General features: G+C 58.9%; 20 protein-coding genes and 2 pseudogenes. 8 read left to right on the top strand and 14 right to left on the bottom strand.

What is annotated here, in order from left to right; all coding sequences use genetic code 11:
- Positions 1 to 4 precede the first annotated feature (4 nt).
- Positions 5 to 103, bottom strand: a pseudogene (locus tag ACZ415_RS02740) (VOC family protein); the annotation flags it as partial.
- A 165-nt stretch (positions 104 to 268) separates the two neighbouring features.
- On the opposite strand from ACZ415_RS02740, the gene ACZ415_RS02735 reads away from it, so the two are divergent.
- A complete protein-coding gene (locus ACZ415_RS02735) occupies positions 269 to 1465 on the top strand; it encodes an IS4 family transposase (protein ID WP_311882096.1) in 1197 nt (398 codons plus the stop codon).
- 89 nt (positions 1466 to 1554) lie between these two features.
- Complete coding sequence (locus ACZ415_RS02730; RefSeq protein WP_017429329.1) at positions 1555 to 2433, top strand: LysR family transcriptional regulator; 879 nt, start codon at positions 1555 to 1557, stop codon at positions 2431 to 2433.
- Here ACZ415_RS02730 and ACZ415_RS02725 read toward each other — a convergent pair.
- The 9 genes and pseudogenes from ACZ415_RS02725 to fhuF form a co-directional block, all read right to left on the bottom strand.
- The gene (locus tag ACZ415_RS02725; RefSeq protein ID WP_017429328.1) at positions 2430 to 3740 is read right to left on the bottom strand and encodes an arsenic transporter; all 1311 of its coding nucleotides are present in this window, start codon (positions 3738 to 3740) and stop codon (positions 2430 to 2432) included. The two genes, ACZ415_RS02730 and ACZ415_RS02725, sit on opposite strands and share 4 nt — an antisense overlap.
- Before the next feature lie 27 nt (positions 3741 to 3767).
- Positions 3768 to 4484 (bottom strand): arsenical resistance protein ArsH, encoded by a 717-nt coding sequence (arsH, locus tag ACZ415_RS02720; protein WP_017429327.1) that lies wholly within the window; start codon positions 4482 to 4484, stop codon positions 3768 to 3770.
- Entirely contained in the window at positions 4481 to 4837 is a 357-nt protein-coding gene (locus tag ACZ415_RS02715; protein WP_017429326.1) for an ArsR/SmtB family transcription factor, read from the bottom strand. The genes arsH and ACZ415_RS02715 overlap by 4 nt, the downstream gene beginning before the upstream one ends.
- 96 nt (positions 4838 to 4933) lie before the next feature.
- Positions 4934 to 6922 (bottom strand): Fe(3+)-hydroxamate ABC transporter permease FhuB, encoded by a 1989-nt coding sequence (gene fhuB / locus ACZ415_RS02710; RefSeq protein ID WP_017429325.1) that lies wholly within the window; start codon positions 6920 to 6922, stop codon positions 4934 to 4936.
- 67 nt (positions 6923 to 6989) lie between these two features.
- Positions 6990 to 7901: an ABC transporter substrate-binding protein gene (locus tag ACZ415_RS02705; RefSeq protein ID WP_017429324.1), complete on the bottom strand. Its 912-nt coding sequence runs from the start codon at positions 7899 to 7901 to the stop codon at positions 6990 to 6992.
- 282 nt (positions 7902 to 8183) lie between these two features.
- Positions 8184 to 8690, bottom strand: a pseudogene (locus tag ACZ415_RS02700) (ABC transporter ATP-binding protein); the annotation flags it as partial.
- A 118-nt stretch (positions 8691 to 8808) separates the two neighbouring features.
- Positions 8809 to 10803: a TonB-dependent siderophore receptor gene (locus tag ACZ415_RS02695; protein WP_017429322.1), complete on the bottom strand. Its 1995-nt coding sequence runs from the start codon at positions 10801 to 10803 to the stop codon at positions 8809 to 8811.
- Positions 10804 to 11120: 317 nt separating this feature from the next.
- Positions 11121 to 12062, bottom strand: a complete 942-nt coding sequence (locus tag ACZ415_RS02690) for a helix-turn-helix transcriptional regulator (RefSeq protein WP_017429321.1) — start codon at positions 12060 to 12062, stop codon at positions 11121 to 11123.
- Positions 12046 to 12807: a siderophore-iron reductase FhuF gene (gene fhuF / locus ACZ415_RS02685; protein WP_017429320.1), complete on the bottom strand. Its 762-nt coding sequence runs from the start codon at positions 12805 to 12807 to the stop codon at positions 12046 to 12048. The genes ACZ415_RS02690 and fhuF overlap by 17 nt, the downstream gene beginning before the upstream one ends.
- 375 nt (positions 12808 to 13182) lie before the next feature.
- On the opposite strand from fhuF, the gene ACZ415_RS02680 reads away from it, so the two are divergent.
- The 3 genes from ACZ415_RS02680 to ACZ415_RS02670 all read left to right on the top strand — a co-directional run bounded on the left by ACZ415_RS02680 (position 13183) and on the right by ACZ415_RS02670 (position 18370).
- On the top strand, positions 13183 to 14850 hold the full coding sequence (locus tag ACZ415_RS02680; RefSeq protein ID WP_026106057.1) for a multidrug ABC transporter permease/ATP-binding protein: 1668 nt from the start codon (positions 13183 to 13185) through the stop codon (positions 14848 to 14850).
- A gap of 224 nt (positions 14851 to 15074) precedes the next feature.
- Positions 15075 to 17180: a TonB-dependent siderophore receptor gene (locus ACZ415_RS02675; protein WP_169330545.1), complete on the top strand. Its 2106-nt coding sequence runs from the start codon at positions 15075 to 15077 to the stop codon at positions 17178 to 17180.
- Positions 17181 to 17380: 200 nt separating this feature from the next.
- Positions 17381 to 18370 carry an IS481 family transposase gene (locus ACZ415_RS02670; protein ID WP_344701672.1) on the top strand — a complete coding sequence of 330 codons (990 nt, stop codon included), beginning with the start codon at positions 17381 to 17383 and terminating at the stop codon, positions 18368 to 18370.
- 11 nt (positions 18371 to 18381) lie between these two features.
- Here ACZ415_RS02670 and ACZ415_RS02665 read toward each other — a convergent pair whose 3' ends face one another.
- From ACZ415_RS02665 to ACZ415_RS02650, 4 genes are read right to left on the bottom strand one after another with little or no spacing between them, the layout of a single operon-like run.
- Positions 18382 to 18678 carry a hypothetical protein gene (locus ACZ415_RS02665; RefSeq protein WP_344701674.1) on the bottom strand — a complete coding sequence of 99 codons (297 nt, stop codon included), beginning with the start codon at positions 18676 to 18678 and terminating at the stop codon, positions 18382 to 18384.
- Entirely contained in the window at positions 18669 to 18989 is a 321-nt protein-coding gene (locus tag ACZ415_RS02660) for a hypothetical protein (RefSeq protein WP_017429313.1), read from the bottom strand. Before ACZ415_RS02660 ends, ACZ415_RS02665 begins: the two co-directional genes overlap by 10 nt.
- Before the next feature lie 10 nt (positions 18990 to 18999).
- Complete coding sequence (locus ACZ415_RS02655) at positions 19000 to 20160, bottom strand: Arm DNA-binding domain-containing protein (protein ID WP_344701677.1); 1161 nt, start codon at positions 20158 to 20160, stop codon at positions 19000 to 19002.
- A complete protein-coding gene (locus ACZ415_RS02650) occupies positions 20141 to 20389 on the bottom strand; it encodes a hypothetical protein (protein WP_344701679.1) in 249 nt (82 codons plus the stop codon). Before ACZ415_RS02650 ends, ACZ415_RS02655 begins: the two co-directional genes overlap by 20 nt.
- Positions 20390 to 20542: 153 nt before the next feature.
- Between ACZ415_RS02650 and ACZ415_RS02645 the strand changes: the two genes are divergently transcribed.
- From ACZ415_RS02645 to ACZ415_RS02635, 3 genes are read left to right on the top strand one after another with little or no spacing between them, the layout of a single operon-like run.
- Entirely contained in the window at positions 20543 to 20779 is a 237-nt protein-coding gene (locus ACZ415_RS02645) for a helix-turn-helix domain-containing protein (protein WP_344701681.1), read from the top strand.
- A 41-nt stretch (positions 20780 to 20820) separates the two neighbouring features.
- The gene (locus tag ACZ415_RS02640) at positions 20821 to 23238 is read left to right on the top strand and encodes a type I restriction-modification system subunit M (RefSeq protein WP_344701684.1); all 2418 of its coding nucleotides are present in this window, start codon (positions 20821 to 20823) and stop codon (positions 23236 to 23238) included.
- Positions 23231 to 24508: a restriction endonuclease subunit S gene (locus ACZ415_RS02635; protein WP_344701686.1), complete on the top strand. Its 1278-nt coding sequence runs from the start codon at positions 23231 to 23233 to the stop codon at positions 24506 to 24508. The genes ACZ415_RS02640 and ACZ415_RS02635 overlap by 8 nt, the downstream gene beginning before the upstream one ends.
- The last annotated feature ends 4 nt before the right edge of the window (positions 24509 to 24512 follow it).

The raw sequence follows: 24512 nt of genomic DNA, 5'->3' as shown, positions 1-24512 counted from the left end.
TACAGTACCAGCCCAATACCTGGGTATAGAAGTCGATGGCTGCTTGAACGTCGGGCACGGAAATGCCGATATGGGAAAACGTGCGGGGGTAAACCTGAGGCATAAAAGCTCCTGTTGGCAAGGGAGGTGAATCAGCTAACGAATGCCATTTTATGCCTGAGGAATCCCCATGAAATGGGTAATAAAATCAGCATGATAGGATTGAAAAAGCCTGCATGAGTCATGCATGTTGTGAGTTACGACACACAACAACATGCGAAGGAGACCCATGCAGGCCCCTCGATTCTTGCATAACTTGCTGACGTCTTCACTCTCCGTGATCCATGCCAAGCGGCTACAGACCGTCCTCGATACCGTTGGCGCTCTGCTGGGCGAGCGACGTCTGGGATTAACGGCCATTGGCCGTGCGTTGCCGAGCTCGACGGATGCCAAGCACGCCATCAAACGAGTCGATCGACTATTAGGCAACCCTCACCTTCATCAGGAACGACCGCTGTTCTATTGGCTCATGGCCTCGCTGCTGATCGGCCATACAACACGCCCACTGATTCTGGTGGACTGGTCGCCGATTGATGACCGCGGCAGGCATTTCCTGCTGCGTGCGGCGGTGCCCTTCGCCGGGCGATCGCTGCCCATCTTCGAGAAGGTTCATCACAAGGAAGGATGCCCATACTGTGAAGCCTATCTGCTGGATGCGCTGGCAAGGATCCTGCCCGACAAGGCCACGCCGATCCTGGTGACCGATGCCGGCTTTCGTAACCCGTGGTTTCGGGCCGTTGAAGCGCGCGGCTGGTATATCGTTGGACGGGTCCGTCAGCCCGCCCGTTACCAGGCGTCAGGCGAAGCATGGCAACCCGTGAAGACCCTGTTTCAACACGCGACATCGGAACCGCAGGCGTGGGGCTCCGTCCGGATCGCCGAAAACCATCCGTTCCGCGCTCAGATGGTGCTCTATTATCGACCGCCACGGGGACGTAAGCATCGCAATAAACAAGGCCGGATCTCTCGGGACGGCGGCAGCCGGACGATCGCCCGGCGTCAGCAGGAGCCCTGGGTGCTGGTCAGCAATCTGCCGGACCGCTCAACGCTGGCGAATAAAGTGGTAACGATCTACCGACAGCGCATGCAGATTGAGGAAGGGTTCCGCGATGTCAAAAGCCCCTTGTTCGGGCTGGGCTTCGGCATGCATCAGTCTCGCCAGGGCAAGCGCATCGAGGTCCTGCTGCTGATCGCCATGTTGGCGAACGTGGCCATGATGGTGGCCGGCCTGGATGTCCGAGCCCGGGGGCAACAGCGGCGCTATCAGAGCAACAGTATCCGGCACCGGAGCGTGCTTTCCGTGTGGCGCCTGGGCTTGGAATGTCTTCGTCGTCATCAACCCGACGCCGTGCCTTGGCCTGCTTGGACAACCCTCCGAGCACGACTTCGCGAGGAAGTCAGGGAGCAGAGCCTATGCGGCGAGTAGCAACATATTCGTGGGGATTCGTCAGATTTTATGCGGCCTTTGCTATAAGGTGAATCGACATGTCGTTATGATAATGATAAGTTTTCGTTATGATTAATCCTCAGTGGCTCCGTACTTTTACCACCCTGGTTGAGCTGGGTAACTTCACGCGTACCGCCGAACGGCTGGACTTGACTCAGGCAGCGGTCAGTCAGCACATCAAGCGTCTGGAAGGGGAAGTGGGGGCGTTGTTTATCCGCCATCCGCGCCGGCTGGAACTCACGCCATCGGGTCATGCGCTATGCGAGTACAGTCGCGAGGTGGGCGTAGCGAATCACCGTTTGCACCAACGGCTGACGGACGACGATGGCCAGCAAGGAGAAGTCAGCCTAATCACGCCGGGAAGCATTGGGTTAGCGCTATACCCTCACCTGCTGGAAATACAGCGCACGACGCCTGGACTATCCATTTACCATCGCTTCGCCCCGACTCAGGAGATAGTGGCGGGCGTTCTCGAAAATCGTTTTGAGCTGGGGATCGTGACGCTGCCGCAGGATGATCCACGTTTGGCCGTATCGGTCTTTGCGCGTGAGGCGCTGGAGCTTGTGGTGCCGGCCCATGCCAAGGCTGATGAGTGGGCCGATCTTGCACGGCTGGGTTTTATCGATCATCCCGACGGTCATGAGATGGCCACGCGCTTGCTAAGCCGTCGTTTTCCCGGCTTTTCCGGCGTGTGCAGTCTGCCGAATCACGGCTTTACCAATCAAGTTGGCTTGATTCTTGAACCGGTGGCGCTGGGGCTAGGGTTTACCGTGCTGCCCCGATTCGCGCGTCAGGCATTTTCTCGCCCTGAGGCGATACGCGTTGTCACCGGCGAACCGGCCGTCGTGGATACGTTATGGTTGCTGCATCGCGCCGAGTGGCCGCTTTCGGCGAGAGCAGAGCGTATGCTCAATGCCATCAAGCCGGTGCTAGGCAGTGCACATTAGCCGAGCGGCAGCATGGGCAGCCAGAGCGCCAGGGCGACCAGCGCAGCCAGCAACACGGGTGGGGTGATAACCAGACCAACCTTCATGTACTGCCCCCAGCCGATGCGGTAGCCCTTGCCGGCCAGCACGTGTAGCCATAGCAGGGTGGCGAGGCTGCCAATAGGCGTAAACTTGGGCCCCAAGTCGTTACCGATAACGTTGGCATAGAGCATCAGCTGCTGGGTCGTCGCTGACACCTGGGCCTGGTCGATCGCCAGGGCACCCACCAGGGTTGAGGGCATGTTGTTCATCAGCGACGCCAGAATTGCCGAGGCGAAACCGGTGCCCAGGGTGGCCACGAAGGTGCCTTGGTGGCCCAGCCACTCCAGTACCCGGGCGGCCTCGGCGGTGAGCCAGGCGTTGCCCAGGCCGTAGACCACCAGATACATGCCCAGCGAGAACAGCACGATCTGCCAGGGGGCGTTGCCAATGACCTTCTTCAGCGAGATGACGTGCACGTGGCTCGAGCTGAACCAGCGCCCGGCAATCGCCATCAGCACCAGCGCCGCTATCCCCATGATGGCGGCGAAGGGAATCGGCCAGCGGGTGGTTAAAAACAGCGCGACCAGCAGCACGGCAAGTAGCGGGAAAGCGGCGCGGAAAACCTGACGGTCGCGGATCGCCGTGGCGGGTGCCTCGAGTCGTTCAACCTCGTAGCGGGCGGGAATGTCACGGCGGAAGTAGAGGCCCAGCACCACCAGCGTGGCGAGAAGCGATACCAGATCGACCGGCAGCATCACTTGGGCATAGCGGCTGAAGCCGATGTCGAAGTAGTTGGCGCTGACAATATTGACCAGGTTCGAGATGACCAGCGGCAGGCTGGTTGAGTCGGCGACGAAGCCGGTGGCGATGATGAAGGCCAGAGCGGCTTCAGGGCGGAAATCGAGCCGCGCCAGAATAGCGACGACGATGGGCGTCAGCAGCAGAGCGGCACCGTCGTTGGCGAATAGCGCGGCGATCATCGCGCCGAGCAGCACGATCAGCGGGAACAGCAGGCGGCCCCGGCCGTTGCCCCAGCGGGCGATGTGCAGGGCGGCCCAGGCGAAGAAGCCCGCCTCGTCGAGAATCAGCGAGATGATAATCAGCGCCACGAAGGTAAAGGTGGCATCCCAGACGATCTGCCAGACGATGCCCACATCACCCCAGCCGACCACGCCGGTGGCCAGTGCCACCGCGGCCCCGCCCAGCGCGCTCCAGCCGATGCCCAGCCCTCTGGGCTGCCAGATCACCAGCACCAGGGTGATAACAAAGATGGCGAACGCCAGCATGCAGGGCTCCTTTTCCGGTGGGTGGTCTCAGTGCGTTGACTGGTTGACGCGCCGAGACACGGCCTCGGCGCTCTCGACCCGCTCCGAATAGCGATCGGTCAGGTAGGCCGACCGCCCTCGGGTCATCCAGGTGAACTTCACCAGCTCCTCGCAGATGTCGACCACGCGCTGGTAAAGCGGTGACAGGAGCATGCGCCCGGCCTCGTCGAACTCGTTGAAGGCTCTGGGCACGGAGGACTGGTTGGGGATGGTCAGCATGCGCATCCAGCGGCCGAGCAGGCGCAGCTGGTTGACGGTATTGAAGCTCTGGCTGCCGCCGGAGACCTCCATCACCGCCAGGGTCTTGCCCTGGGTCGGTCTCACGCCGCCCAGCGCCAGAGGGATCCAGTCGATCTGGGCCTTCATGATGCCGGTCATGGCGCCGTGACGTTCGGGGCTGACCCACAGCATACCCTCGCTCCACTCGGCCAGCTCGCGCAGTTCCTGCACCCTGGGGTGATCGCTGTCGGCATCGTCGGGCAGCGGCAGGCCGGCGGGATTGAAGGTGCGCACTTCGCAGCCGTACCAGCGCAGCAGGCGGGAAGCCTCCTCGGACAGCAGGCGCGAATAGGAGCGCTCGCGCAGCGAGCCGTAGAGCACCAGGATACGCGGGGCATGACGCGGCTCGTCCGGGCCCACCAGAGCGTTGATATCGATGGCATTCAGTTGCTCCGGATCGATGTTGGGGAGTGGGTCGTGCGTCATGAAACGGTTTCCTTCGACGGTGGGCAGCAGGGCTTCAGGTCTTCGAGCAGCGGCTCGCAGAGCTCGGGGCGCCCGGCACAGCAGTCGCGCACCAGGAAGCCGAGCGTTTCGCGCATGTGGTTGAGGCTGACTCGGTAAATAATCGAGCGGCTCTGGCGGCGCGAAACGACTAACCCCGCGCGAGACAGCACGCCCAGATGAGTTGACATGGTGTTATGCGGCACGTCCAGCAGGCGTGCGATCTCACCGGCCGGAAGGCCTTCCGGCTCGTGGCGCACCAGTACGCGGAAGGTGTTTAGGCGGGTCGCCTGGGAAAGCGCCGCGAAGGCTTCGAGAGCTTTATTCGTGTCCATATGTCGAGAATTACAGAAATATAAAGAAAGCACAAGAGACTACATAATACAGGGCCTTGCCCGTCAGCACTTTTCCGCCTCTTTTTGTTGATGATCTTAAAGCTTCCTCAGCCCCCACATAAAATAGCTACCGCCGATCAGTGAGGCAACCAGGCCGGCCGGAATTTCCTGGGGAAACAGCAGCTGGCGCCCGAGCCAGTCAGCCACGACCATCAACAGGGCGCCGAGCAGAGCCGCGCCTGCCATGTGGCTGCGAGCCCGCGAGAAACCAAGCATGCGCGCCATGTGCGGCGCCAGTAGGCCGACAAACGACAGGGGCCCGACAATCAGCGTGGCTCCGGCGGTGAGTAGCGCTACCAAGGAAAGCAGAGCGAGCCTGGCGCTTTCCACGCGAATGCCTAGCGCTCGCGCGGCCGCTGCGCCAAGCGGGAGAATATCCAGCCAGCGCCCCAGCGGCTGTGTGGCTAGAGCCAGCAGTAAAGCAGCGATCAGCACCACCAGCGCCGAAATAGGGTCAACGTAGTAAGTAGAGCCAGATAACCACGCTACCACCTGCTGACCTCGTGGGTCGCCGCCGGCGAGCGTGATGGAGCGTACCGCATCAAACAGCGCAGTAATGGCGACGCCACATAGCAATAGTCGTTCTGGCTGAAATCCACTGGAGTGATTAAGTGCCAACAGTACGCCAAGGGTGATCAGAGCGCCTAGTGTTGCGCTGCCTACCAGCAGCAAATTACTGGGCCCCTGGATCAAAAATAGCGTGATGATCAGAGCAATAGCGGCCCCGCCGCTGATGCCGAGTAGCTCAGGGCTCGCCATGGGATTGGCGGTCACACGCTGAATCAGGGTGCCGGCAATCGCCAGCAGGATACCGCTTCCGGCGGCGGCCAGTAGGCGTGGCCAGCGCCACTCAAGTACCGGAGGATCGAGTGCCAGATCCCATCCATTGGGGCCTTGGCCGATAGTTAGGCCGGCGAGGGCGGCAACGGCGATCAGCACCATCAAGACGATCATCAACCGGCCCGGCAGGGGGTGACGAAAGGATTCGTTGCTGCTGGCGCTGGGCGGGCGGCGGGCGGTCATACGCAGGCGTGGAATTAGCCATAATAACAGGGGGGCACCGAGGGCAGCAGTGGTGGCGCCAGTAGGAAGCAGCGTCGGCAGCCTGCCGGCAAATCCTTGCAGCAGTAGGTCGGTTGTGGCGAGTAGCAGGGCCCCAAGGAGAACCGAGCCGATGAGTCGTGCCTTGAGACGCCGGGCCCCGACCAAGCGCACGATATTGGGTGCCGCAAGGCCGATGAAGCCGATGATGCCAACCACGCTGACCACGCAGCCGGTGAGGAATACGGCGAGGCCAAGCCCGCCCAAGCGCAGCCACTTGAGCGAAATGCCGAGGTTCTTGGCGCTGGCGTCGTCGAGCTCTAGAAGCGCCAAGGGCCGGATCAGACAGGCCGATGCGAGCCCGGCAATGGCCAGTCGCGGTGCCAGATAGGCCACTGACGACCAGTCATTCTGGGCTAATGACCCAGCGCCCCACACCAGCAGGCCCTTTAACTCTTCCTGATGGAAAAGCAGGAGCACCATGCCGAGGGCGCCAGCGTAGAGATTCACTACCAGGCCGCCGAGCACGACGACGCCCGGTGACAGCCCACGTCGCCAGCCAATACTGAAGACCAGAGCCATGGTGCTGGCACTGCCGCCCAGGGCGACCCACTCGCGACCGGCGACAAGCAGGCCGGGAGCTACAAGAGTTGCCGTCATCAGTGCTAGGTTAGCGCCGCTGGCGACGCCCAAGGTCGTGGGTGATGCCAAAGGATTGCGCAGCGTTTGTTGCATCAGCACGCCGGCAAGCCCTAAGGCGCCGCCGGCGAGCAATGCCATTGTGAGGCGCGGCCACCAGCTGTAGTGCAGCACTAAGCCATCCACTCCGACAGCGGGGGTGAACAGGCTCTTGAATGCCGTTATTAGGCCGTTCAATGGCGCAAGCGACACCACCAGCCCTAAGAGGAAGGCCGTCAGAAGTAGGCTGCCGGCCAGGATTGGCGCAGTCAATACCGATAGCGGCCGCCGCTCACTCGTTGCCATGGGCGTTCTCCGTGGTGACGTCTGGGGTGGTGTCAAACCTGCAGATGATTGGCGAGGTGCTGGACGCTCATTCTGGCGGTTTACCGTTTGCGCAGGCGCCGAGCGTTTGTGATTGAGCGTCGCTCAGTGCCGCTGTCAGTGTTTTGGCGAAACGCATCGCCGACGGTAAGCCGCCGAAACTCCAGGTTGGCGGCAGGGTGATAACGTCGTCGCGGGTTACACTGGGGATGCTTTGCCACAGACCGCTGGTTTTCAGCGCTTCGGCCACGCCCGCGGGGTAGGGCTCGATGATGACCAGGCGTGCTTGCTCGAGGCTGATTAGGCGCTCAAGGCCCGCCAGGCTGAAACCCCAGGCGTTAGTCGGCTCTTTCCAGATATTAGTCAGGCCAAGCTGATTGATGACAGCGTCGAACAGGCTGTTGGCACCGAATACACGGACATGGCGAGCATCCATGAACTGGACGATCATCAACGGCCGGGGTGCTGCCGGCTGGCGTGAGGCCAGGCAATCGATCTCAGCTCTGGAGGATGCAACCAGCCGTTCCGCGGCTTTTTCGTGATCGCTTAGCTCCCCCAGCTTGCGTGTCAGCGCCTCAAGCTCTGGCCACACCGGTTTGTCGGGGGTATAGATCGAAAGCGTTTCCACCGGCGCTATGGTGGAGAGGCGCGGTGCGAGATTGGCGAACATCGGCGAAATCAGGATGCGATCGGGAGCGAGGTTCGCCAGCAGTTCGAGGTTGGGTTGGGTGCGCAGGCCTATGTCGGTGACCGACATAGGCGTTGATTGACCCACCCAGCTTGCATAGTCGTCGGTCTGAGCCAGCGCTATCGGCGGCGCGTCTAACGCGATGAGAGTCTCGGCCAGGGTCCAGTCGAGGCTGGCGATCCGGGGACCGGCAAAGGCCGGGGACGCCAGCGCTATGACCAAAGCCAGCGTTAGGGGCAGAGTTATAAAGGCGTGATAGTAGCGATAAATCATGGTGTTGACAGAGAGGGGGCGTTAGTGCACAAGGGCAACGGCATGCTCCCCACTAGGGTGGGGCATGACCTGCATGGGGATACCGTAGATCTTTTCCAGCAGGTCACTATGCATCAACTGTGCCGGTGAGCCTTCGGCAATGACCCGGCCGGTATGCAGGGCGACCAGATGATCGCAGTAGCGCGAAGCCATATTGATGTCGTGCAGCACGATAACAACGCCCAGTTCCAGCTCCCGGGATAGGGTCTGCACCAGCGACATGACTTCAACCTGATGGGCAACATCCAGGGCCGCCAAGGGTTCGTCGAGCAGCAGCAGGCGACTGCCCTGTGCAAGCAGCATGGCTAGCCACACCCGCGTGCGTTCACCACCGGAAAGGGTGTCCACCAAGCGATCAGCGAAAGACCCGGTATGAGTTAACGCCATGGCACGGTTTATGCGCTCAATATCGTCGCGGCGGGAGCGACCAAGCAAGCCTTTCCATGGATAGCGGCCAAAGGCAATCAGCTCGCGACAGGTCAAGCTTTCGGCACTGGGCAGATGCTGAGGCAGGTAGGCGACTTCCCTGGCGAAGGCACGCTGGCCCCAGGTAGACAGCTCGCGGCCAGCGAAGTGTATGGCACCACGGGTAGCCTGCTGCTGTTGGGCAAGCAGCTTGAGTAGAGTGGATTTGCCTGAGCCATTGTGGCCGATTAGGCCATGGATACGTCCCGTCTTGAAGCTCAACGTTGTAGGGTGTAGCAGGCGTTTACCCTGGATTTCAAAGCTTGCGGCGTGAACGTCGAGCATCATGGTCTCCGCATCATCTCCCGCGCGAGAGATGATGCTGTAGGAGGAGTTGAAAAACACGAAAAGGTAATGGTTATCAATTCCAGCGGAAATGTCAATACGCCATTCTTTTCGGCCGCTAGAAACGATAGCTCAGAGTGGCATTGACGTTACGCTCGGCGCCGAAGTAGCAGAAGTCCAGCGAGTTGCATGACGCCACGTACTCCTTGTCCAGCAGATTGTTGACGTTGAGGCGGGCGGACATGCCCTCAAGGCCAACCTGGCTGAAGTCGTAGCCCAGGGTCGCATCGACCAGCGTATAGTCCGGCACCATCTCGGTATTGGCGCGGTCGGCCTGAATATCGGCGTGATAGCGTACGCCAAGTCCAGTGTTAAGGCCGGTAAGCGGCCCCTTCATGAAATCGTAGTAGCCCCACACGGAAGCGCTGTGTTTCGGCGCGTAGATAGCGCTGTTGCCCTCGTTGCCATCGTCACTCTCTGAGTAGGTAATATCAGTGTAGGTATAGCCCGCCTGCAGGCGTAGCGCTTCGGTCAGCTGAGTGTTCGCCTCGAGCTCGATGCCCCGGGATTCGATCTCGCCCACGGCGCGGTAGGGGTCGGTAGGTTGCTCCTTGGTTGCTACATTCTTCTGGTTGATATGAAACAGCGTGACCGAATATTGGTCCTGGGTGCCGTTGGGTTCAAACTTGAGCCCGGTCTCGACCTGTTCACCTTCTGTCGGCTCGAGCAGATTGCCCGCGGCGTCGACGAAGCTCGTTGGAGTGAACGAGGTGGAGTAGCTCACGTAGGGAGAGATGCCGTTATCGAAGGCGTACAGCAAGCCTGCGCGGCCGCTGAGCTGGGTGTCGTCCAGTTTGCTTACGGCACCGGTATCGCGATTCTCGTTTTCGATGTTGACCCAGTCGTAGCGCCCGCCGAGCGCCAGGTGCCAGCGGTCCCAGCTCAGCTGGTCTTGCAGGTAGACGCCGGTCTGCTCGAGCTTGTGCTGCTCACGGGTGGTGACGGCGATGTCGCCGATGGGATCGGCACCGTAGCTCGGGTTGAAGGCATCAATGGCAGGAAAAGTGCCGGAGATCCAGACCACGTCATTGTCGCGGGTCTGGTAGTCGAGGCCGGTGAGCACACGATGTTCGATGGGGCCGGTGGCAACGCTGGCCTCAAACTGGTTGTCGACGGTCCAAGCCTTGAGCGATTCGTCGCCGCCGGAGTAGTAGCGGTTGAGCTCAGTGTCGCTGGCCCAGCCGAAGGCGTAGACTTGGTTGAGCTCCACGTCAGACTTCAGGTAGCGCACCTTCTGACGAGCACTGATGTCGTCGCTGAAGCGGTGCTCGATATCGTAGCCAACCAGGACCTGGTCGCTCTCGAATTTGTCGTAGTCGTCTTCGCCTTCGAAAAACTCATTGTCGATATGAGGCCCGAAACGGCTGTCCACTGCGCCTTCATAGGGGAGGCCGGAGTGATAGCCACCCTCCGGCTCTCTGGACAGATAGGCCGACAGATTCAGAGTCGTGGCATCGGTAATGTCCCAGGTCAACGACGGTGCAATGGCATAGCTCTCTTCTTCGACCGGCCCGAACTGGGTGTCTGCGCCCTGGGCAACACCGGTGAGGCGAAAGGCAGCGCGCTGTTGGTCATCGATGCTGCTGGTGATATCAAAAGCAGCGCGTTTTTGGTTATTGTCGCCGAATCCGATCTGCACCTCGCCGGTGGGTGTGGCGGTGAACTCTGGGCGTTTGCTACTCAGTGCTACCAGACCGCCGGGGGAGGCTCGGCCATAGAGGACCGACGCCGGCCCCTTGACCACTTCGATAGACTCAAGCATGTACGGATTGATACTCAGCGAGCTGTAGGAGTTGGTATCTCCCATCAGTTTCAGGCCATCGAGAAAGGTGTTGCTCAGGCTGCCATCGGAAAACCCGCGCAGCACGATGTAATCGTAGCGGTTCGAGGCACCGACTTGGTTGGTATAGACGCCGGGAGAGTAGTCGAGTGCGCGCTGAACGGTCTGGGCGCCGCGCTGCTCAATGTCCTCGGCGGTGACGGTGGACGTCGCCTGCGGCGTTTCGCGAAACGGTGTCTCGGTTTTGGTCGCAGCCTGGCCAGTCACGGTCATGGGAGTGAGCGCTGAGGCGTCAGCCGCAGAGCCGCTGCTATTGGCGGTGGCCGCATCAAACGCGGTGTCTTGCGCCAACGCTGCCGAAGAGAGGCTGGCCGCCAGCAGGGCAGGTCCGACTTTCACGGAGTAAGGCCGTCGAGAGGAGAGCAATGGGCAAAAGTGCATGTCATTCACTTACCGGTCGGGGCCTCTCGCCTTGGGGCCGACGGATTGAGGCCGAGATTGAACTTTATTGGTAATGCAAATTATTACATTTCGAGGGCCATTTGCGGCTATGCGCAATGACGCAAGCGTTATGCGAGATGACATAAGCGTCAGGCCAAGGCGCTTGGCGACATGCCGAAGCGGCGGCGGAAGGCAGTGGAGAAGTTAGTAGCGTGATTGTAGCCGCCCAAGTGAGCCGCCTGTTGCACGCTATAACCCTGTTGGAGGAGTTGATAGGCAAGCTGCAGCCGACGTTCGCGCAGGTAGTCGAATAGCGACAGACCGAAGCAGCGCTGGAACTTGGTGCGTAGGCTTGTTTGACTCATCGAGGCCTGGAGCGCGAGATCTGCCAAAGTATGAGACTCGGTGGGAGCGTTATGGAGCCGGCGTCTGACTCGTTCAAGACGTTCGCGCTCGCCGGGTGAGATGCCTGAACAGCGGATGTAGTCGCGGTGGGGCAGCCCGTGGGATAGCAGCTGCAGGCAGATCGCCTCTAGCAGCAGGCAGTGCTGGCCGGCAGACGGCTGAGGGGCAGTGACTTGCTCAAGCATTGGCGTCACATAGCCTGGCAGCGTCCACAGATGCAGGTGCGGCCTATCGGCTGCAAGCAGTGGCCCGATGGCGGGTTGCTGGCTCAGCGCCTCGATAGCGTCACCTTCCAGCGCCAGATTGAGCGTTATCAGGCGTTGGCCGGCGGCCTGGTGGACCTGTAGCGGCAACTGCTCGGCGAGACGGGCGCTCATGGCATTGCCGGCATTTAGCCGATGTCGCCGCGAGCCGATGCAGACGTCGATCGACCCCTTTAGAACGATACAGATAAATAGCGGGGCGACCAGACGCGAACAGGAGTCGTAGGGTTCAAGTACGTCGACGTCGGAAAAGGTCATCAGCCAGCCGGGGCGGGGCGTTTCTTCGAGCACGTGACCGCTAAGGATCGGGCGCGACGGCATCTGACTTGCCTGGTTCTCGCCGAGGAAATCGTTGTCGCCAAAGCGATAGAGGATGCCGTGGCGCGCGCCAAATTTTTTCAAGTCTTCAGCGTAGATCTGCACGCGGTGCGTCCCCTGAGGTGGATTGAGACCGTGTGCATTCCAGCGGGCAGTTGCCGCAGTAGGAAAATTCGGGCAGGCGGTAGCGAAGACAGCAGAGCCGCCGAGTGCGGCAGCTCTTTTCACTTTTATCGGCCAGATAACGCACCGGCATGAACAGCGGGTTGCGTCGTCCATCGGGATAGGCGCGATGCTTGATCAGGCGTAGAGGTTCTTCGGCCAAACCTGACAGGGCCATGGGGTGCTCCGCCGTAGCGTGGGAAAAGTATTCGAAGTAGTTGCCGAAATTACTCCAGAATACTTTGGGTGAAGCACCCGAGAGACCGGCTAGCTTTTCTATCAAAGGGGCAATGTGGCCCTGAAGAAGCTGCTCGAAGCGGGTAAAGGCATCAAGAGAGCCCAGCGGCTTGCCTTCGTGAAGCAGGACAAGCTGCGTGGTACGGCTTTCTTCATTGGTGATGATGGCCATTTCGTCGAGCGCCAGCGGCAGTTCCCGTGCTAGCAGCAGGTTAGCAGCCAGCGCCGGCGCTGCTACGTTGGCGAAATGCCACTTTGACCATAGCGAAGCGATAGCCTTGAGGTCGTCTCCTTCGTGTTGGAGAGCAAAACGAGCCAGTAGATCACTGAGCACGGAGGCGTCCAACAAGGATTCGCCGCAGATGGCATCACTTGGAAAGGCCTCACCGATGACCGGGGGCGTAAAGTGCTCAAGGGGACCGTAGTAGAGGTGTGAAAGGGCGAGCGTCATGGCGTATCCGAAAGCGGGCGGGAGACCACCACAGTGGTTAGGTAAAGTTTTCAGCGGGACCCTACATATACTAAATGCGAATAGTTATTAAATTCAATAGCGATGTCTTGCATTAATTTCACCACCTCGGGTGCTGTATTTGTTGCTTGAATTCAGTCAGAGGTGGTCGTATCCGGCATCGGTGGAAAACGATCTAAGCGATCATCTGGACTCGACAGCACGCTGCTTTCAGGGGAGTAGAGGGATAGCGCCGGGCTGGCGGGGGATAGGGGCTTTGCTCGGTCTACTCCACTGAGCCACAATACGCCGCCGCCGTTCTTCAGGAACTGAGCGGCGCCTTATCTTTTATCGCCTCCAACAACGTCGGGTGCTGCCGTGGACCTTCTACGCGTCGTCTATCGCCACTATCGCTGGCCTTTTCTTGCAGTGATGGTCTTGAGCTTGGTTAGCGCAGCGCTTGGCATCGGTGCTATTGCCTTCATCAATCAGCGATTGATCGAGAGCGTGGGAAATCCAGGCCATGTGCTGCCGATGTTTCTGGGGGTGATCGTATTGCTGCTTGTGGTGACCCTGGGTGCCCAGCTGGCGCTGACTACCCTGGGTCACCACTTCGTCTACGGTTTGCGTGGGCGCTTGGTGAAGCAGGTTCTTGATACCGACATCGAGCGCCTGGAGCACCTCGGCAGCGCCGAGCTGCTGGCCAGCCTGTCCAGCGATATACGCAATATCACTATCGCCTTTGTGCGGTTGCCCGAGCTGATTCAAGGCGTCGTGCTGACCCTTGGTTCCGCGGCTTATCTGGCGTGGCTGTCGCCTAGCCTGCTCGGGGTCACGGCGGTTTGGGTAGGCGCCACCATTGCCGGTGGCTCCTGGCTGGTGGCGCGGGTTTATCGCCACCTCGCTCAGGTGCGAGAAACCGAGGACAGACTCTACGCTGATTTCGAGGCGGTGATTCATGGGCGAAAGGAGTTGGCGCTTAACCGAGCGCGTGCACAAAGCCTCTACGAGGACGACTACGACCGCGATGCGTGTCACTATCGTCATCACATTATTCGCGCTGATACCTTTCATTTGAGTGCGCTGAACTGGTCCAACATCATGATGCTTGGTGCGATTGGCGTGGTCTTCTATCTTGCCAACGGCCTCGGTTGGGCGACGACCGAGGTGGCCGCCACCTTTTCGCTGACGCTTCTATTCCTGCGCACGCCGCTGATCTCGGCTGTCGGTGCGCTGCCAACGCTGCTCAGCGCTCAGGTGGCCTTCGACAAGCTTCATAGCCTTGCTCTGACCGAGTACCGCGGGGGCTTTGCCGGCAGAGAAACCCGGGATGATGCCTGGGAGTCCCTGACGCTGAAGGGCGTCAGCTTTCGTTACGCCGCGAGCGAAGCCCGTGAAGGCTTTGCTGTTGGGCCCATTGATCTGACGCTGAAACGCGGCGAGATGGTCTTCTTGATCGGCGGAAACGGGAGTGGCAAGTCGACGCTGGCGAAGCTGCTGACGGGGCTGTATCGTCCCCAGGGTGGTGAGATTCGCCTTGACGGGTATGCGATTGGCGAGGGCGAGTGGGAGGCCTTTCGCCAGCGCTTTTCGGCCGTATTCACCGATTTTCATCCCTTTGACAGGCTTGTTGGCCCCAGCGGTGAGGCAGCTGACTCGTCTCTGGTTGATACTTGGCTTGAGCATCTTGCCATGCGCGAGAAACTTCATTTTGACGGTCAGCGGGTGACCAACCCAGCGCTATCCCAGGGGCAGCGCAAGCGTCTAGCTCTGCTGATGGCGGTGGCCGAAGAGCGCGATATTCTGTTGCTCGACGAGTGGGCCGCCGATCAGGATCCGCAGTTCCGTCGGTTCTTCTATCGCGACCTGCTGCCGCTGCTCAAGGACATGGGCAAGACGGTATTTGCGATCAGCCACGACGATCATTATTTTCACCATGCTGATCGTCTCTACGAAATGCGAGCGGGCCACTTGAGCGAACTGACCGGAGCCAGTCGTGAGCGAGTCAGTAAAGACGCCGTCGCGAGGCTGAACGAAGACCTGTGAGAGACCCGCAGCGTCCGGCTATCGGTTTCGGAGCTTTCGGCGCCTTTATGCCAATGTCAGAAATCCGCGCCCGTATGGTGAGGTAATCGTTGCCAGCAGACGACGCTGGAATACGCGTGATTGCGCCTGCAAATAAAAACGATTAGCATCCCGGAGCATGTTTCACATGCGACCCGGTAAGCCGGCCATGATCTTTTCCCGCTGCCATATCAAGGCCTTTGTCGATGCAAACTTTCCCGCCATTTTCCGGGCTGTCTCCCGTAACCGTAGCGATTCGCCGTGGCATGGGGCTAACGCTCTCCTTCTCCTTGCTAGGCATCTCGCCTTTGGCCCTTGCGCAATCTGACGCCGTTGCCGACGTCAATACCGATACCATGGTTGTAACCGGCACAGCGCTCAAGGTCGATGCGCCGATATTGGAGACGCCGCGCTCCACTTCCCAGGTATCTCGCGAAGAGCTTGATAACCGCCAGGTCAATAAGTATGACGAGGTATTTCGATACCGCAGCGGCGTGCTGTCTCAGCCCTTTGGGCAGGACAACAAGGCCGACTGGTTCTACCTTCGCGGTTTCAACGCCGAGGATTCCACCTATCAGGATGGGCTGCGCCAGTTTCGCGAAGGCGGCTACTTCTGGTGGAGCACCGAACCCTTTGGTCTTGAAAGCGTCGAGTTACTCAAGGGGCCTGCCTCCATCCTGTATGGGGAAGCCCCTCCGGGCGGCGTGATCAACGCTGTCAGCAAGCGGCCTACCGAAGAGCGTCGGGGCCTGGTCGAGCTGCAGGCCGGAAGCAATGATCATAAGCAGGTGGGTATCGATGTGTCTGGCCCCGTGGCCGACCGCGATGACGCTCGCTATCGCATGGTTGGGTTATTCCGCGAAGGTGATGGCGCCATTGAGGATACTGACAACCAGCGCGTTTATCTGGCACCAAGTCTAGAGGTGGACCTTTCGGATAACACCGGCATTACCTTCCTTGCCAGCTATCTGAAAGATCACGGGACGCCGACCAACGGCTTCAAATTGCCCCATGGCACTGTGAACAATACGCCGTTTGGCAAGCTTGATCCCGAGGACAACCTGGGCGAGCCCGGCTATGAGAGGCAGGAGCACGAGCAGTGGGCGCTGGGCTATGAGCTGAGTCACAGCCTCAACGATACCTGGGACCTTGAGCAGAACCTGCGCTATAGTCATCTGGATCTGCTCGAGCGTGATGTCTATGTGTCGTATATGCTCGATGATCGCCATGCTCAGCGTGGAATGACTTACCGCGATGGTGACTACGATGCCATCACAGTGGATAGCCGCGCGATCGGCCACTGGTATACTGATCGTCTAGAGAACACCTTGCTGCTTGGCTTCGACTATCAAGACCTGGATATCAACTACGACAATTACGACGATGCTGCTTTCGGTGGTCCCTTCGATATCTTCGATCCTGACTATGGCAACTTCACACCGTCGTCACGCAGTGGCACTGAACACCAGGAGGGCAAGGAGCAGCTTGGCTTCTACGCTCAAGATCAGCTGCGTATGGATGATCGCTGGATCTTTCTCGCCGGCCTTCGTCATGACAGCGTTGACGTGACCAATCGTATTGACGGTCAGGATAATGGCGGGGGTCGCGAGGATGAGATGACCTTTTCTGGCGGTATGATGTACCTCGGCGACTACGGTGTTTCACCCTATTTAAGCTATAGTGAGTCATTCTCGCCGCAGATTGGTACCGACCCTGACGGTAATGTTTACCAGTCGAGTGAAGGTGAGCAGTGGGAGCTGGGCGTTAAGTACGCGCCGAGCTGGCTCGACGGCTATGTGACTACGTCGGTCTTTGATCTCGAAGAATCTGACACCCTCTACGTCAGCGGCGAGTCGTCGAATCGTCAAGGTGGCAAGCGTAAGTCCCGGGGCTTTGAAGTCGAGGGCGTGGGTTATGTTACCGATGAACTCAAGGTTACTGCAGCCTATACCTATACCGACGTGCGCGTTGATCTCAGCCAGGCTCAGAAAGATGTTCGCGCCGGCCTGATTCCTCGCAATCAGGCTTCACTGTGGATGGATTATGAGGCCCAGGGGTTGTTACGCGGCCTGAATATCGGTGGTGGCGTACGTTATGTGGGCGAATCTAAGGATAGCCCGCAATACTCGGATACTCAGGTAGATTCTTATACCTTGTGGGACGCTAAGGCCAGCTATGATCTTACTCCACAGTGGACCGCCCAGGTCAACGTCAACAACTTGACCGACGAGGAGTACGTCAGCGGATGTGAGTATTGGTGCTATTATGGGGAAGAGCGCAGCGTAGTTGGGAGCCTGAAGTACCGGTTCTAACCCCTGAATTCAAATAATGAGTGCAGCATCTGCGGTGTTCAGCGATCCTGAATCTTCCCCAGGAAGATCTGTGCCGGTTTCCGGTAGCCGAGTCGCTTTCGAGGCTATCTGTAGGGTCCCGGATGATCAAATGAGCTATAGGAGTTATCCTCTGCTCGCAGCCAGAGAGCTTCTACAGCAATTCATTCGGGAGCAGGTTCATGGACATCAAGCTGCATAAGCAGGCCACGACGACACCGAAGATTCGTGCCGAGATCCAGGCGGCACCCTCCAGCATCACGGATAGCGAGCTGGCCCGCCAGTTTGGCGTCTCCACCGCGACCATCCGGCGTTGGCGGTACCGTGAGGATGTTTATGATCGGCCCCATACGCGTCATAACCTGCTGGCCACGCTCACGTCCGAGCAGGAGGAGGTGCTGATCGCCGCCCGCGAATTCCTGCGCCTCGGTCTGGATGACCTGCTTGTCGTGGCACGTGAGTTCTTGAACCCTCGACTGTCCCGCTCAGGCCTGCATCGCATGCTCAAGCGCCGCGAGGTGCCGACACTGGCAGAACTGGCCCGTCAGGATGCCGGAGATGATGACAAGCCCCGGCACAAGCCCTTCAAGGACTACGAGCCCGGGTACGTGCATATCGACATCAAGCACCTGCCCCAGATGCCCGACGAGGAGCAGAAGCGCTACCTGTATGTCGCCATCGACCGTGCCACACGCTGGGTCTATCTGGAGGTCAGGAGCAGCCAGTCCGCCAAGGATGCCAAGGCGTTCATGAAGCGTGTGGAGGAGAAGGCTCCCTTCACGATCCAGACGGTGCTGACTGATAACGGCAAGTCGTTCACCGATCGCTTTACGCGGGCAGGTGAGCGCAAGCCCAGCGGCCGCCACCCCTTCGACCAGCAGTGCCAGACCCATGGTATCGACCATCGCCTGATCAAGCCGGGAAGGCCGCAGACAAACGGTATGGTAGAGCGGTTCAACGGCCGCATCAGCGACGTGCTGGCGACCCGGCGCTATACCTCAGGCGAGGACCTGGAGCAGACGCTCAAACGCTACGCTTGGCTGTACAATCACCACATCTCTCAGAAGGCGCTGCATCATCAATCACCGATCACGGCGATGAAGGAGTGGCAGGCCAAGCGACCTGAGCTATTTACCAAACGAGTTGTCAATCACACGGGACCCGACACGTAGTCAAAGTAGCATTAGCGTGGCAGCGGGTCGCTCACTACGTGATACGCCGTGAGAAAGCACAGCCGGATGCTGATGAATTTGGCCCATTTAGCCGTGGCCTGAATGCGCTGCCCCATTTGCGGTACGCCATGCGCATTAACGTGGCGATCGGTAAGATAAAAGCGGCAGCCGCCCTTGGCGCCGATCACATACAGCGCCCAGACTCGGTGCTCCATCAGCCACTCTGGGCCCTCCACGCCGGCGATATAAAGCTCACCTTCAAAAGTGCGCCCGCCCTGCGGCGTCTGTGCAGTTTTCGTTAGTGCCATGACTGATCCTCCCAGGCCCACAGAGTACGTTCCAACTCGGCCAGCAGGTGTGGAATGGCCTGCCGATTGGCTTCAAGACCCAGCTGCTTGAGCGTGAAGCTTGTCCATGTCACCAGCGCATCCAAATTGCTTTTTTCATCACCGTTGCCCAGCCACATCACCAGCCCGCTGCCGCTGGCAATGCTGGTAGCCGCCGCCAGGGACTCAGCCAGGCGCCGCTCCACACGGCGCTGAATTTTCGTTTTTTGCGAAGCCTGCAGCGACATCTCGATATCTTCGCGGGCTTTTTTGATGGCATCCAGGGTATACATCATCGTCTCCTTACGCCTGTTTTTGTTCCAGCATGCGTTCAAAGGCCGAGCCGTCCTGACGCGTCAAGTTGGGCACAAAGCGCGAATACACGCGGAAGAGCATCTCGGTGGTGGTATGGCCCATTTGCCGAGCGATCCATTCCGGGCTTTCACCGGATGCCAGCCACAGCGTCGCGGCAGTATGGCGAGTCTGATATGGGCGGCGAGGGCGCAGCCCCAGCTCTTCCAACAGCGGGTACCACACCCGCTTGGTCACGTTGCGATGCGAGAGCGGCGTGCCCTTACGCGTGGTGAATACCAGTCCGGTTTTGCCGGTCACCTCGTACTGCATTTTGAGAGCGTCAAACACCGGCTGCGACATATCGATGGAACGAAACGACCCGTCGGTTTTGGTGGGGACGAATTCACCCGCGACCAGCGCCTGATGCACCAGAATTTGACGCCGAGAAAAGTCCACGTGCTCCCAGGTCAGGCCGTCGATCTCGCCGGTACGCATGCCAGTAAAAAAGCGCACGGCGTAATACTCACGAAAATCCGGACGCACCCGGTGGAGAATTTGCTGCACCTCTTCCAGCGTGAAAGGCTCCACGTCGGTGCGCGGCACGTTGAGCGATTTAATCCCGCGAAACGATGAGCTAAAATCGTAGCGGTCGGCGGCTTCATTCAGCATCATGCGCAAAGGCGTCATGATGTGGTTGATACGGCTAGCAGAGAGCGTCTTGCCGTTCCGGGACCGGACTTTGGCGAGCGAGGCTCGGAACTCAAGAATCTCTGCGCGGGTGATGCTGCCGACCTCTTTATTCCCCAGGGCCGGCACAATGTGCTGATCTAAGCACCCCCGCACCGTCACGATCTGCGTATCACGCCATTCAATCTCCTTCTCGGCAAACCACGTCTCGGCGAATTCGCGCAACAGCGGCGTCGCGTGATAGCCGCCTACGCTGGTCAACGCGCGCTTGCTTAGCGTTGTGGCACGCGGGCTATCAGGGAAATAGCGGCCGAAATCAAACGAGCCAAGCGTAATTTCCGCCTCGATTTTCTCTAGAATCCGCTCAAGCTTTTTGCGGTTCGCTGCTGTATCGGATAGCGCCGTTTGCTCACGGCAGCGCTTGCCCAGATAGTTAAAATCGAAAAACAGCTTTCCCGTCTCTTTACGTACGGCAATACCCATGGCATGCACCTCCACCCGCCATTGGCACGCCAAGGCTTTCTTCCTTGGAATGCAACTGCATATCACGCTCGATGGGTTCCCACAGGTACAGAATCTTGCGGCCGCCAAATGGGCGGATGTAATGGATGCCTTCGATCAGCACATCGTCTTTCAGGCACTCGCGAATGGTGCGGATGTCGTACTTGATCCGCTCGGCGAGCTCGCTGGTGGTTAAGTAGCTAGTAGACATCGTATGTCCTCCTTAGTGGCCTTACGTAGCCTTCACGCTACATAGTAGGCGACAGAAAGAAGGTGTCAAGCATCTTTTGTTGCTTCATCGCTACATAAGATGCGGTTGCGCCATGAGTTTGATAGGCTATGCCTAGTCAACCAAGGTAAGCTTATGATTAGATTCCGCTTAAAAGAGATGCTGGCCGAGAAGGGGTTTCAGGAAAACCGCCGGGTAACGCTGGATGAGGTAGCCAAGGCCACCGGCATACACCGCACGACGCTTTCCAAAATTGCCAACCAGCGTGGATACAACACCGGTACGGAGCAGGTAGACCGCCTATGCGCCTATTTTGACTGCCGCGTTGAAGAGATTATCGAGTACGTTCCGATGAACGAGCAGCCCGAGTAGCGCTGCAAGCATTCCCCCAGGCATATTCCTCAAGGACCTCCATGATTCTCACCCTTCATCAACTCGAACGGCACCTGTTTAAGGCCGCCGATATCCTGCGTGGGCGCATGGACGCCTCGGAATTCAAGGAATACATCTTCGGCATGCTGTTTCTCAAGCGCTGCTCGGATGTGTTCGAACAGCGTCAGGAGGAAGTGCGCGAGCAGCTCGCCCAGGCCGGTAAGGGCGAGATCGATATCGTCCAGGTCATCGAGATGCCAAGCTGGTACAAGGCCACTTTCTACGTGCCCAAGCAGGCGCGCTGGCCGTATCTGCTCAATGAAGCCCATCAGGGCGTCGGCAATGTGTTGAACAAGGCGCTCGCCGGCCTGGAAGAACACAATCCCAGCCTTGCCGGGGTGCTGGAGCACATCGATTTCACCCGCAAGGTGGGTTCGACCACGCTGCCAGACAAGAAACTCCGCGACCTGATCAGCCACTTCAGCGAGTACCGGCTGCGCAACGAGGACTTCGAGTTCCCCGACCTGCTGGGTGCCGCCTATGAGTATCTGATCCGTGACTTCGCCGATTCCGCGGGCAAGAAAGGCGGCGAGTTCTATACCCCGCGCCCGGTGGTCCGCATGATGGTGCGGCTAATGGATCCGCAGGAAAATCACAGCGTATATGATCCCTGCATGGGGTCCGGCGGCATGCTGATCCACGCCAAAGAATACTTGGAGGAACAGGGCGGCGATCCCCGCCGACTCAACCTGTTCGGTCAGGAGGCGTCGGGCTCGGTGTGGGCCATCGCCAAGATGAACATGCTGCTGCACGGGGTGAGCAGTGCGGATCTACGCAACGACGACACTCTCACCGACCCACAGCACGTCGAGGGCGGCGAACTGGTGCGTTTTGACCGGATCCTCACCAACCCACCCTTCTCAATTGGCTACACGCCGAGCCAGAACTTCCCCGAACGTTTCCACTACGGCAGCGTGCCCGAGGGCGCCAAGAAAGCCGACCTGATGTTTCTGCAACACATGGTCGCCTGCCTCAAGTCGGACGGCCGCCTGGCCACCGTCATGCCCCACGGCGTGCTGTTCCGCGGCGGCGATGAAAAGCGCATCCGCGCGGGCATGCTGGAGGACGATCTGGTCGAAGCGGTAATCGGCCTGGCCCCCAACCTCTTCTACGGCACCGGCATTCCGGCCAGCATCCTTATTCTACGCGCCAAGAACGCCAAGCCCGAGGCGCGCAGAGGTAAGGTGCTATTTATCAACGCCGATCGCGAATACTACGAAGGCCGCGCCCAGAACCACCTGCTGCCCGAGCACATCGAGAAAACCGCTAGCACCTTCGAGTCCTTTACAGAGGTTCCCGGCTTCGCCCGCGCCGTGCCTCTCGAAGAGCTGCGCGAGAACGACTACAACCTCAACATCCGCCGCTACGCCGACAACACCCCGTCGCCGGAGCCCCAGGACGTGCGCGCCCACCTGAAAGGTGGCGTGCCGGTGGCTGAGATTGAGGCCAAGAGAGCGCTATTCGACGCCCAGGGCCTTGACCCCATGGTGCTCTTCAGCGAACGCCAGCAAGAGCCAGACTACGTGGACTTCGCCGAGGACCTGAGCGAGAAGCGCGACCTCAAGCCCGCCATTGAGGAGAATACCGGGCTCATCGCCAAGGAGGGCAGGGTGATGACGGCCTTTGAGCGCTGGTGGGACGAACATGGCGGCAGTATCACCGGTCTTTCCGGCAATGGCGGCCGCCTCACCCAACTGCGCGACGTGCTGCTGGGCAGCTTCTCGGCGGCGCTGGAGCCCACCGCTATGCTCGACCGCTTCGCGGTGCGCGGCATCATCGCGGGCTTCTGGTTCGACAACAAGAACGAGTTTCGCACCCTGCAGGCTCGCGGTTGTCTGGGTGTGGTAGACGCCTGGCGCACCGCCATCGCAAGCCTGCTAGACGACGACCAGAGCAAAGCTAACCCGCTGAATCATCGTCTGGTGCATTTTCTGCTGGAAGACTACGTGGCTAAACTGGAAGCGCTCGCCGCCCACACCGCTGAGCTAGACGCCCGCATCAAGGCCGCCGAGGCCAAGCCCGCCCCCGAAGGCAGTGACGACGGAGACGAAGCCAGCGAGGACGACGCTCCCATGCCGGAAGACATCAAAGCGTGGAAGAGGGAGCGTACTCAAGTGCGTAAACAGCACAAGGCCAAGATCGCTAGCTTCGAGCAACAGCTCAATACTGCCGTCGATGCGCTGAACGAGGACGCCGCCGCTGAGCTAGTGGGCACTATTCTGTTCAACGACCTCAAGAGCATCCTCGAGCGTTATATCCGCCAGCAGCGCCAGCACGTCATCGCCGCCTTCGAGACCTGGTGGGACAAGTACCGTGTCACCCACGCCGACATCGAAACCAAGCGCGACGCCGCTGCCAAAGAACTGCAGCAGTACCTGGAGGGGCTGGGATATGTATGAGTGGAAGACAATTGAAAAACTAGCAGATATCAATCCAGATACACTCTCCGCAAACACTGATCAGGATTTTGCATTCCTATACATTGATCTTGGCTCTGTTGGTAATGGAAGCATTGACTGGGGAAAATTACAGAGGTTCTCTTTTAAGAAAGCGCCAAGCCGTGCTCGCCGCGTCTGTAACCCAGGCGACTCCCTCTTTGGCACTGTTAGGCCTAACCTCCAATCTCATGGCTATATGCCAAACAAACAAACTGAACCCCTTGTCGCATCCACTGGCTTTACTGTTATCCGTCCTCATTGCGAATCGGCTGAAGGCAGGTACCTTTTTTTCTCCTTGCTTGGCAATGGCATACTGCGACAATCGGTTAATTCTGCTGTCGGTTCAAACTATCCTGCTGTCACTGATAATGACGTGCGCGGCTTCAAGCTGTTTGCGCCTCCAGTTGAGCAGCAATCAAAAATAGCTGACGTGCTTGAAGCTATCGACACCCAGATCCACAAAACCGAAGCGCTGATCGCCAAACTGGAGAAAGTCAAGGAGGGCCTGCTCCACGACCTGCTGACCCGCGGTATCGACGAAAACGGCCAGTTGCGCCCCAGCCCCGAGCAGGCGCCAGGGCTCTACAAGGAATCGCCGCTGGGGCTGATTCCGAGGGAGTGGGAGTGCCTACCCCTTGAAAGGATATTGACTATTAACTTGGGTTTTGCTTTTTCGGCATCTGATTACTGCTCTTCTGGGACGCCTAGTTTTCGTGTATCAGATATAGGAAAAAGCAGTATAAATAGAGATGAAATGGTCTTCTTACCTTCGACCTTCTTTGAGATGCAAAAGCAGCAACAGCTTTTGGGTGGTGAAATAGTGTTAGTCATGGTCGGTGCCACCACAGGGAAACTTGGACGTGTTCCGGCTTCAATTTGTCCCGCCTTACAAAACCAGAACATGTGGAGGTTAGAGCCGCAACATCCAATGTCAAGAGACTATCTTTATTCAATACTACCTGACGCTATTTCCCGTCATATGAGAATGTCCCAGGGGTCAGCGCGAGACTTCTTATCTCAAAAAGATTTTATTAAAACACTGACATTAATAGCTCCTGAGAAAGAGCAGATAGAAATCATTGATAGGCTTAGGAAGGTCGATACCAAAATAAATTCTGAAACAGAAATTTTAGAAAAGGATAAACAGTTGAAAGGTGCTCTCATGGACGACCTCCTTACCGGCCGCGTCCGTGTCACCCCGCTACTCGATCAGGCCCAGACCTCGGCATAGACCG

The sequence above is a fragment of the Halomonas cibimaris genome (genome assembly GCF_055379665.1).
This window is presented reverse-complemented; position numbering and strand designations above follow the sequence as displayed.

Excerpts from the sequence above, each read along its gene's own strand:
- fhuB (WP_017429325.1), bottom strand. The coding sequence starts at position 6,922 with ATGGCAACGAGTGAGCGGCGGCCGCTATCGGTATTGACTGCGCCAATC.
- ACZ415_RS02655 (WP_344701677.1), bottom strand. The coding sequence starts at position 20,160 with ATGGGTATTGCCGTACGTAAAGAGACGGGAAAGCTGTTTTTCGATTTT.
- ACZ415_RS02635 (WP_344701686.1), top strand. The coding sequence starts at position 23,231 with ATGTATGAGTGGAAGACAATTGAAAAACTAGCAGATATCAATCCAGAT.
- ACZ415_RS02670 (WP_344701672.1), top strand. The coding sequence starts at position 17,381 with ATGGACATCAAGCTGCATAAGCAGGCCACGACGACACCGAAGATTCGT.
- ACZ415_RS02675 (WP_169330545.1), top strand. The coding sequence starts at position 15,075 with ATGCAAACTTTCCCGCCATTTTCCGGGCTGTCTCCCGTAACCGTAGCG.
- ACZ415_RS02660 (WP_017429313.1), bottom strand. The coding sequence starts at position 18,989 with ATGTATACCCTGGATGCCATCAAAAAAGCCCGCGAAGATATCGAGATG.
- ACZ415_RS02695 (WP_017429322.1), bottom strand. The coding sequence starts at position 10,803 with ATGACCGTGACTGGCCAGGCTGCGACCAAAACCGAGACACCGTTTCGC.
- ACZ415_RS02650 (WP_344701679.1), bottom strand. The coding sequence starts at position 20,389 with ATGTCTACTAGCTACTTAACCACCAGCGAGCTCGCCGAGCGGATCAAG.
- ACZ415_RS02645 (WP_344701681.1), top strand. The coding sequence starts at position 20,543 with ATGATTAGATTCCGCTTAAAAGAGATGCTGGCCGAGAAGGGGTTTCAG.
- ACZ415_RS02735 (WP_311882096.1), top strand. The coding sequence starts at position 269 with ATGCAGGCCCCTCGATTCTTGCATAACTTGCTGACGTCTTCACTCTCC.
- fhuF (WP_017429320.1), bottom strand. The coding sequence starts at position 12,807 with ATGACGCTCGCCCTTTCACACCTCTACTACGGTCCCCTTGAGCACTTT.
- ACZ415_RS02640 (WP_344701684.1), top strand. The coding sequence starts at position 20,821 with ATGATTCTCACCCTTCATCAACTCGAACGGCACCTGTTTAAGGCCGCC.
- ACZ415_RS02725 (WP_017429328.1), bottom strand. The coding sequence starts at position 3,740 with ATGCTGGCGTTCGCCATCTTTGTTATCACCCTGGTGCTGGTGATCTGG.
- ACZ415_RS02665 (WP_344701674.1), bottom strand. The coding sequence starts at position 18,678 with ATGGCACTAACGAAAACTGCACAGACGCCGCAGGGCGGGCGCACTTTT.
- ACZ415_RS02715 (WP_017429326.1), bottom strand. The coding sequence starts at position 4,837 with ATGGACACGAATAAAGCTCTCGAAGCCTTCGCGGCGCTTTCCCAGGCG.
- arsH (WP_017429327.1), bottom strand. The coding sequence starts at position 4,484 with ATGACGCACGACCCACTCCCCAACATCGATCCGGAGCAACTGAATGCC.
- ACZ415_RS02730 (WP_017429329.1), top strand. The coding sequence starts at position 1,555 with ATGATTAATCCTCAGTGGCTCCGTACTTTTACCACCCTGGTTGAGCTG.
- ACZ415_RS02705 (WP_017429324.1), bottom strand. The coding sequence starts at position 7,901 with ATGATTTATCGCTACTATCACGCCTTTATAACTCTGCCCCTAACGCTG.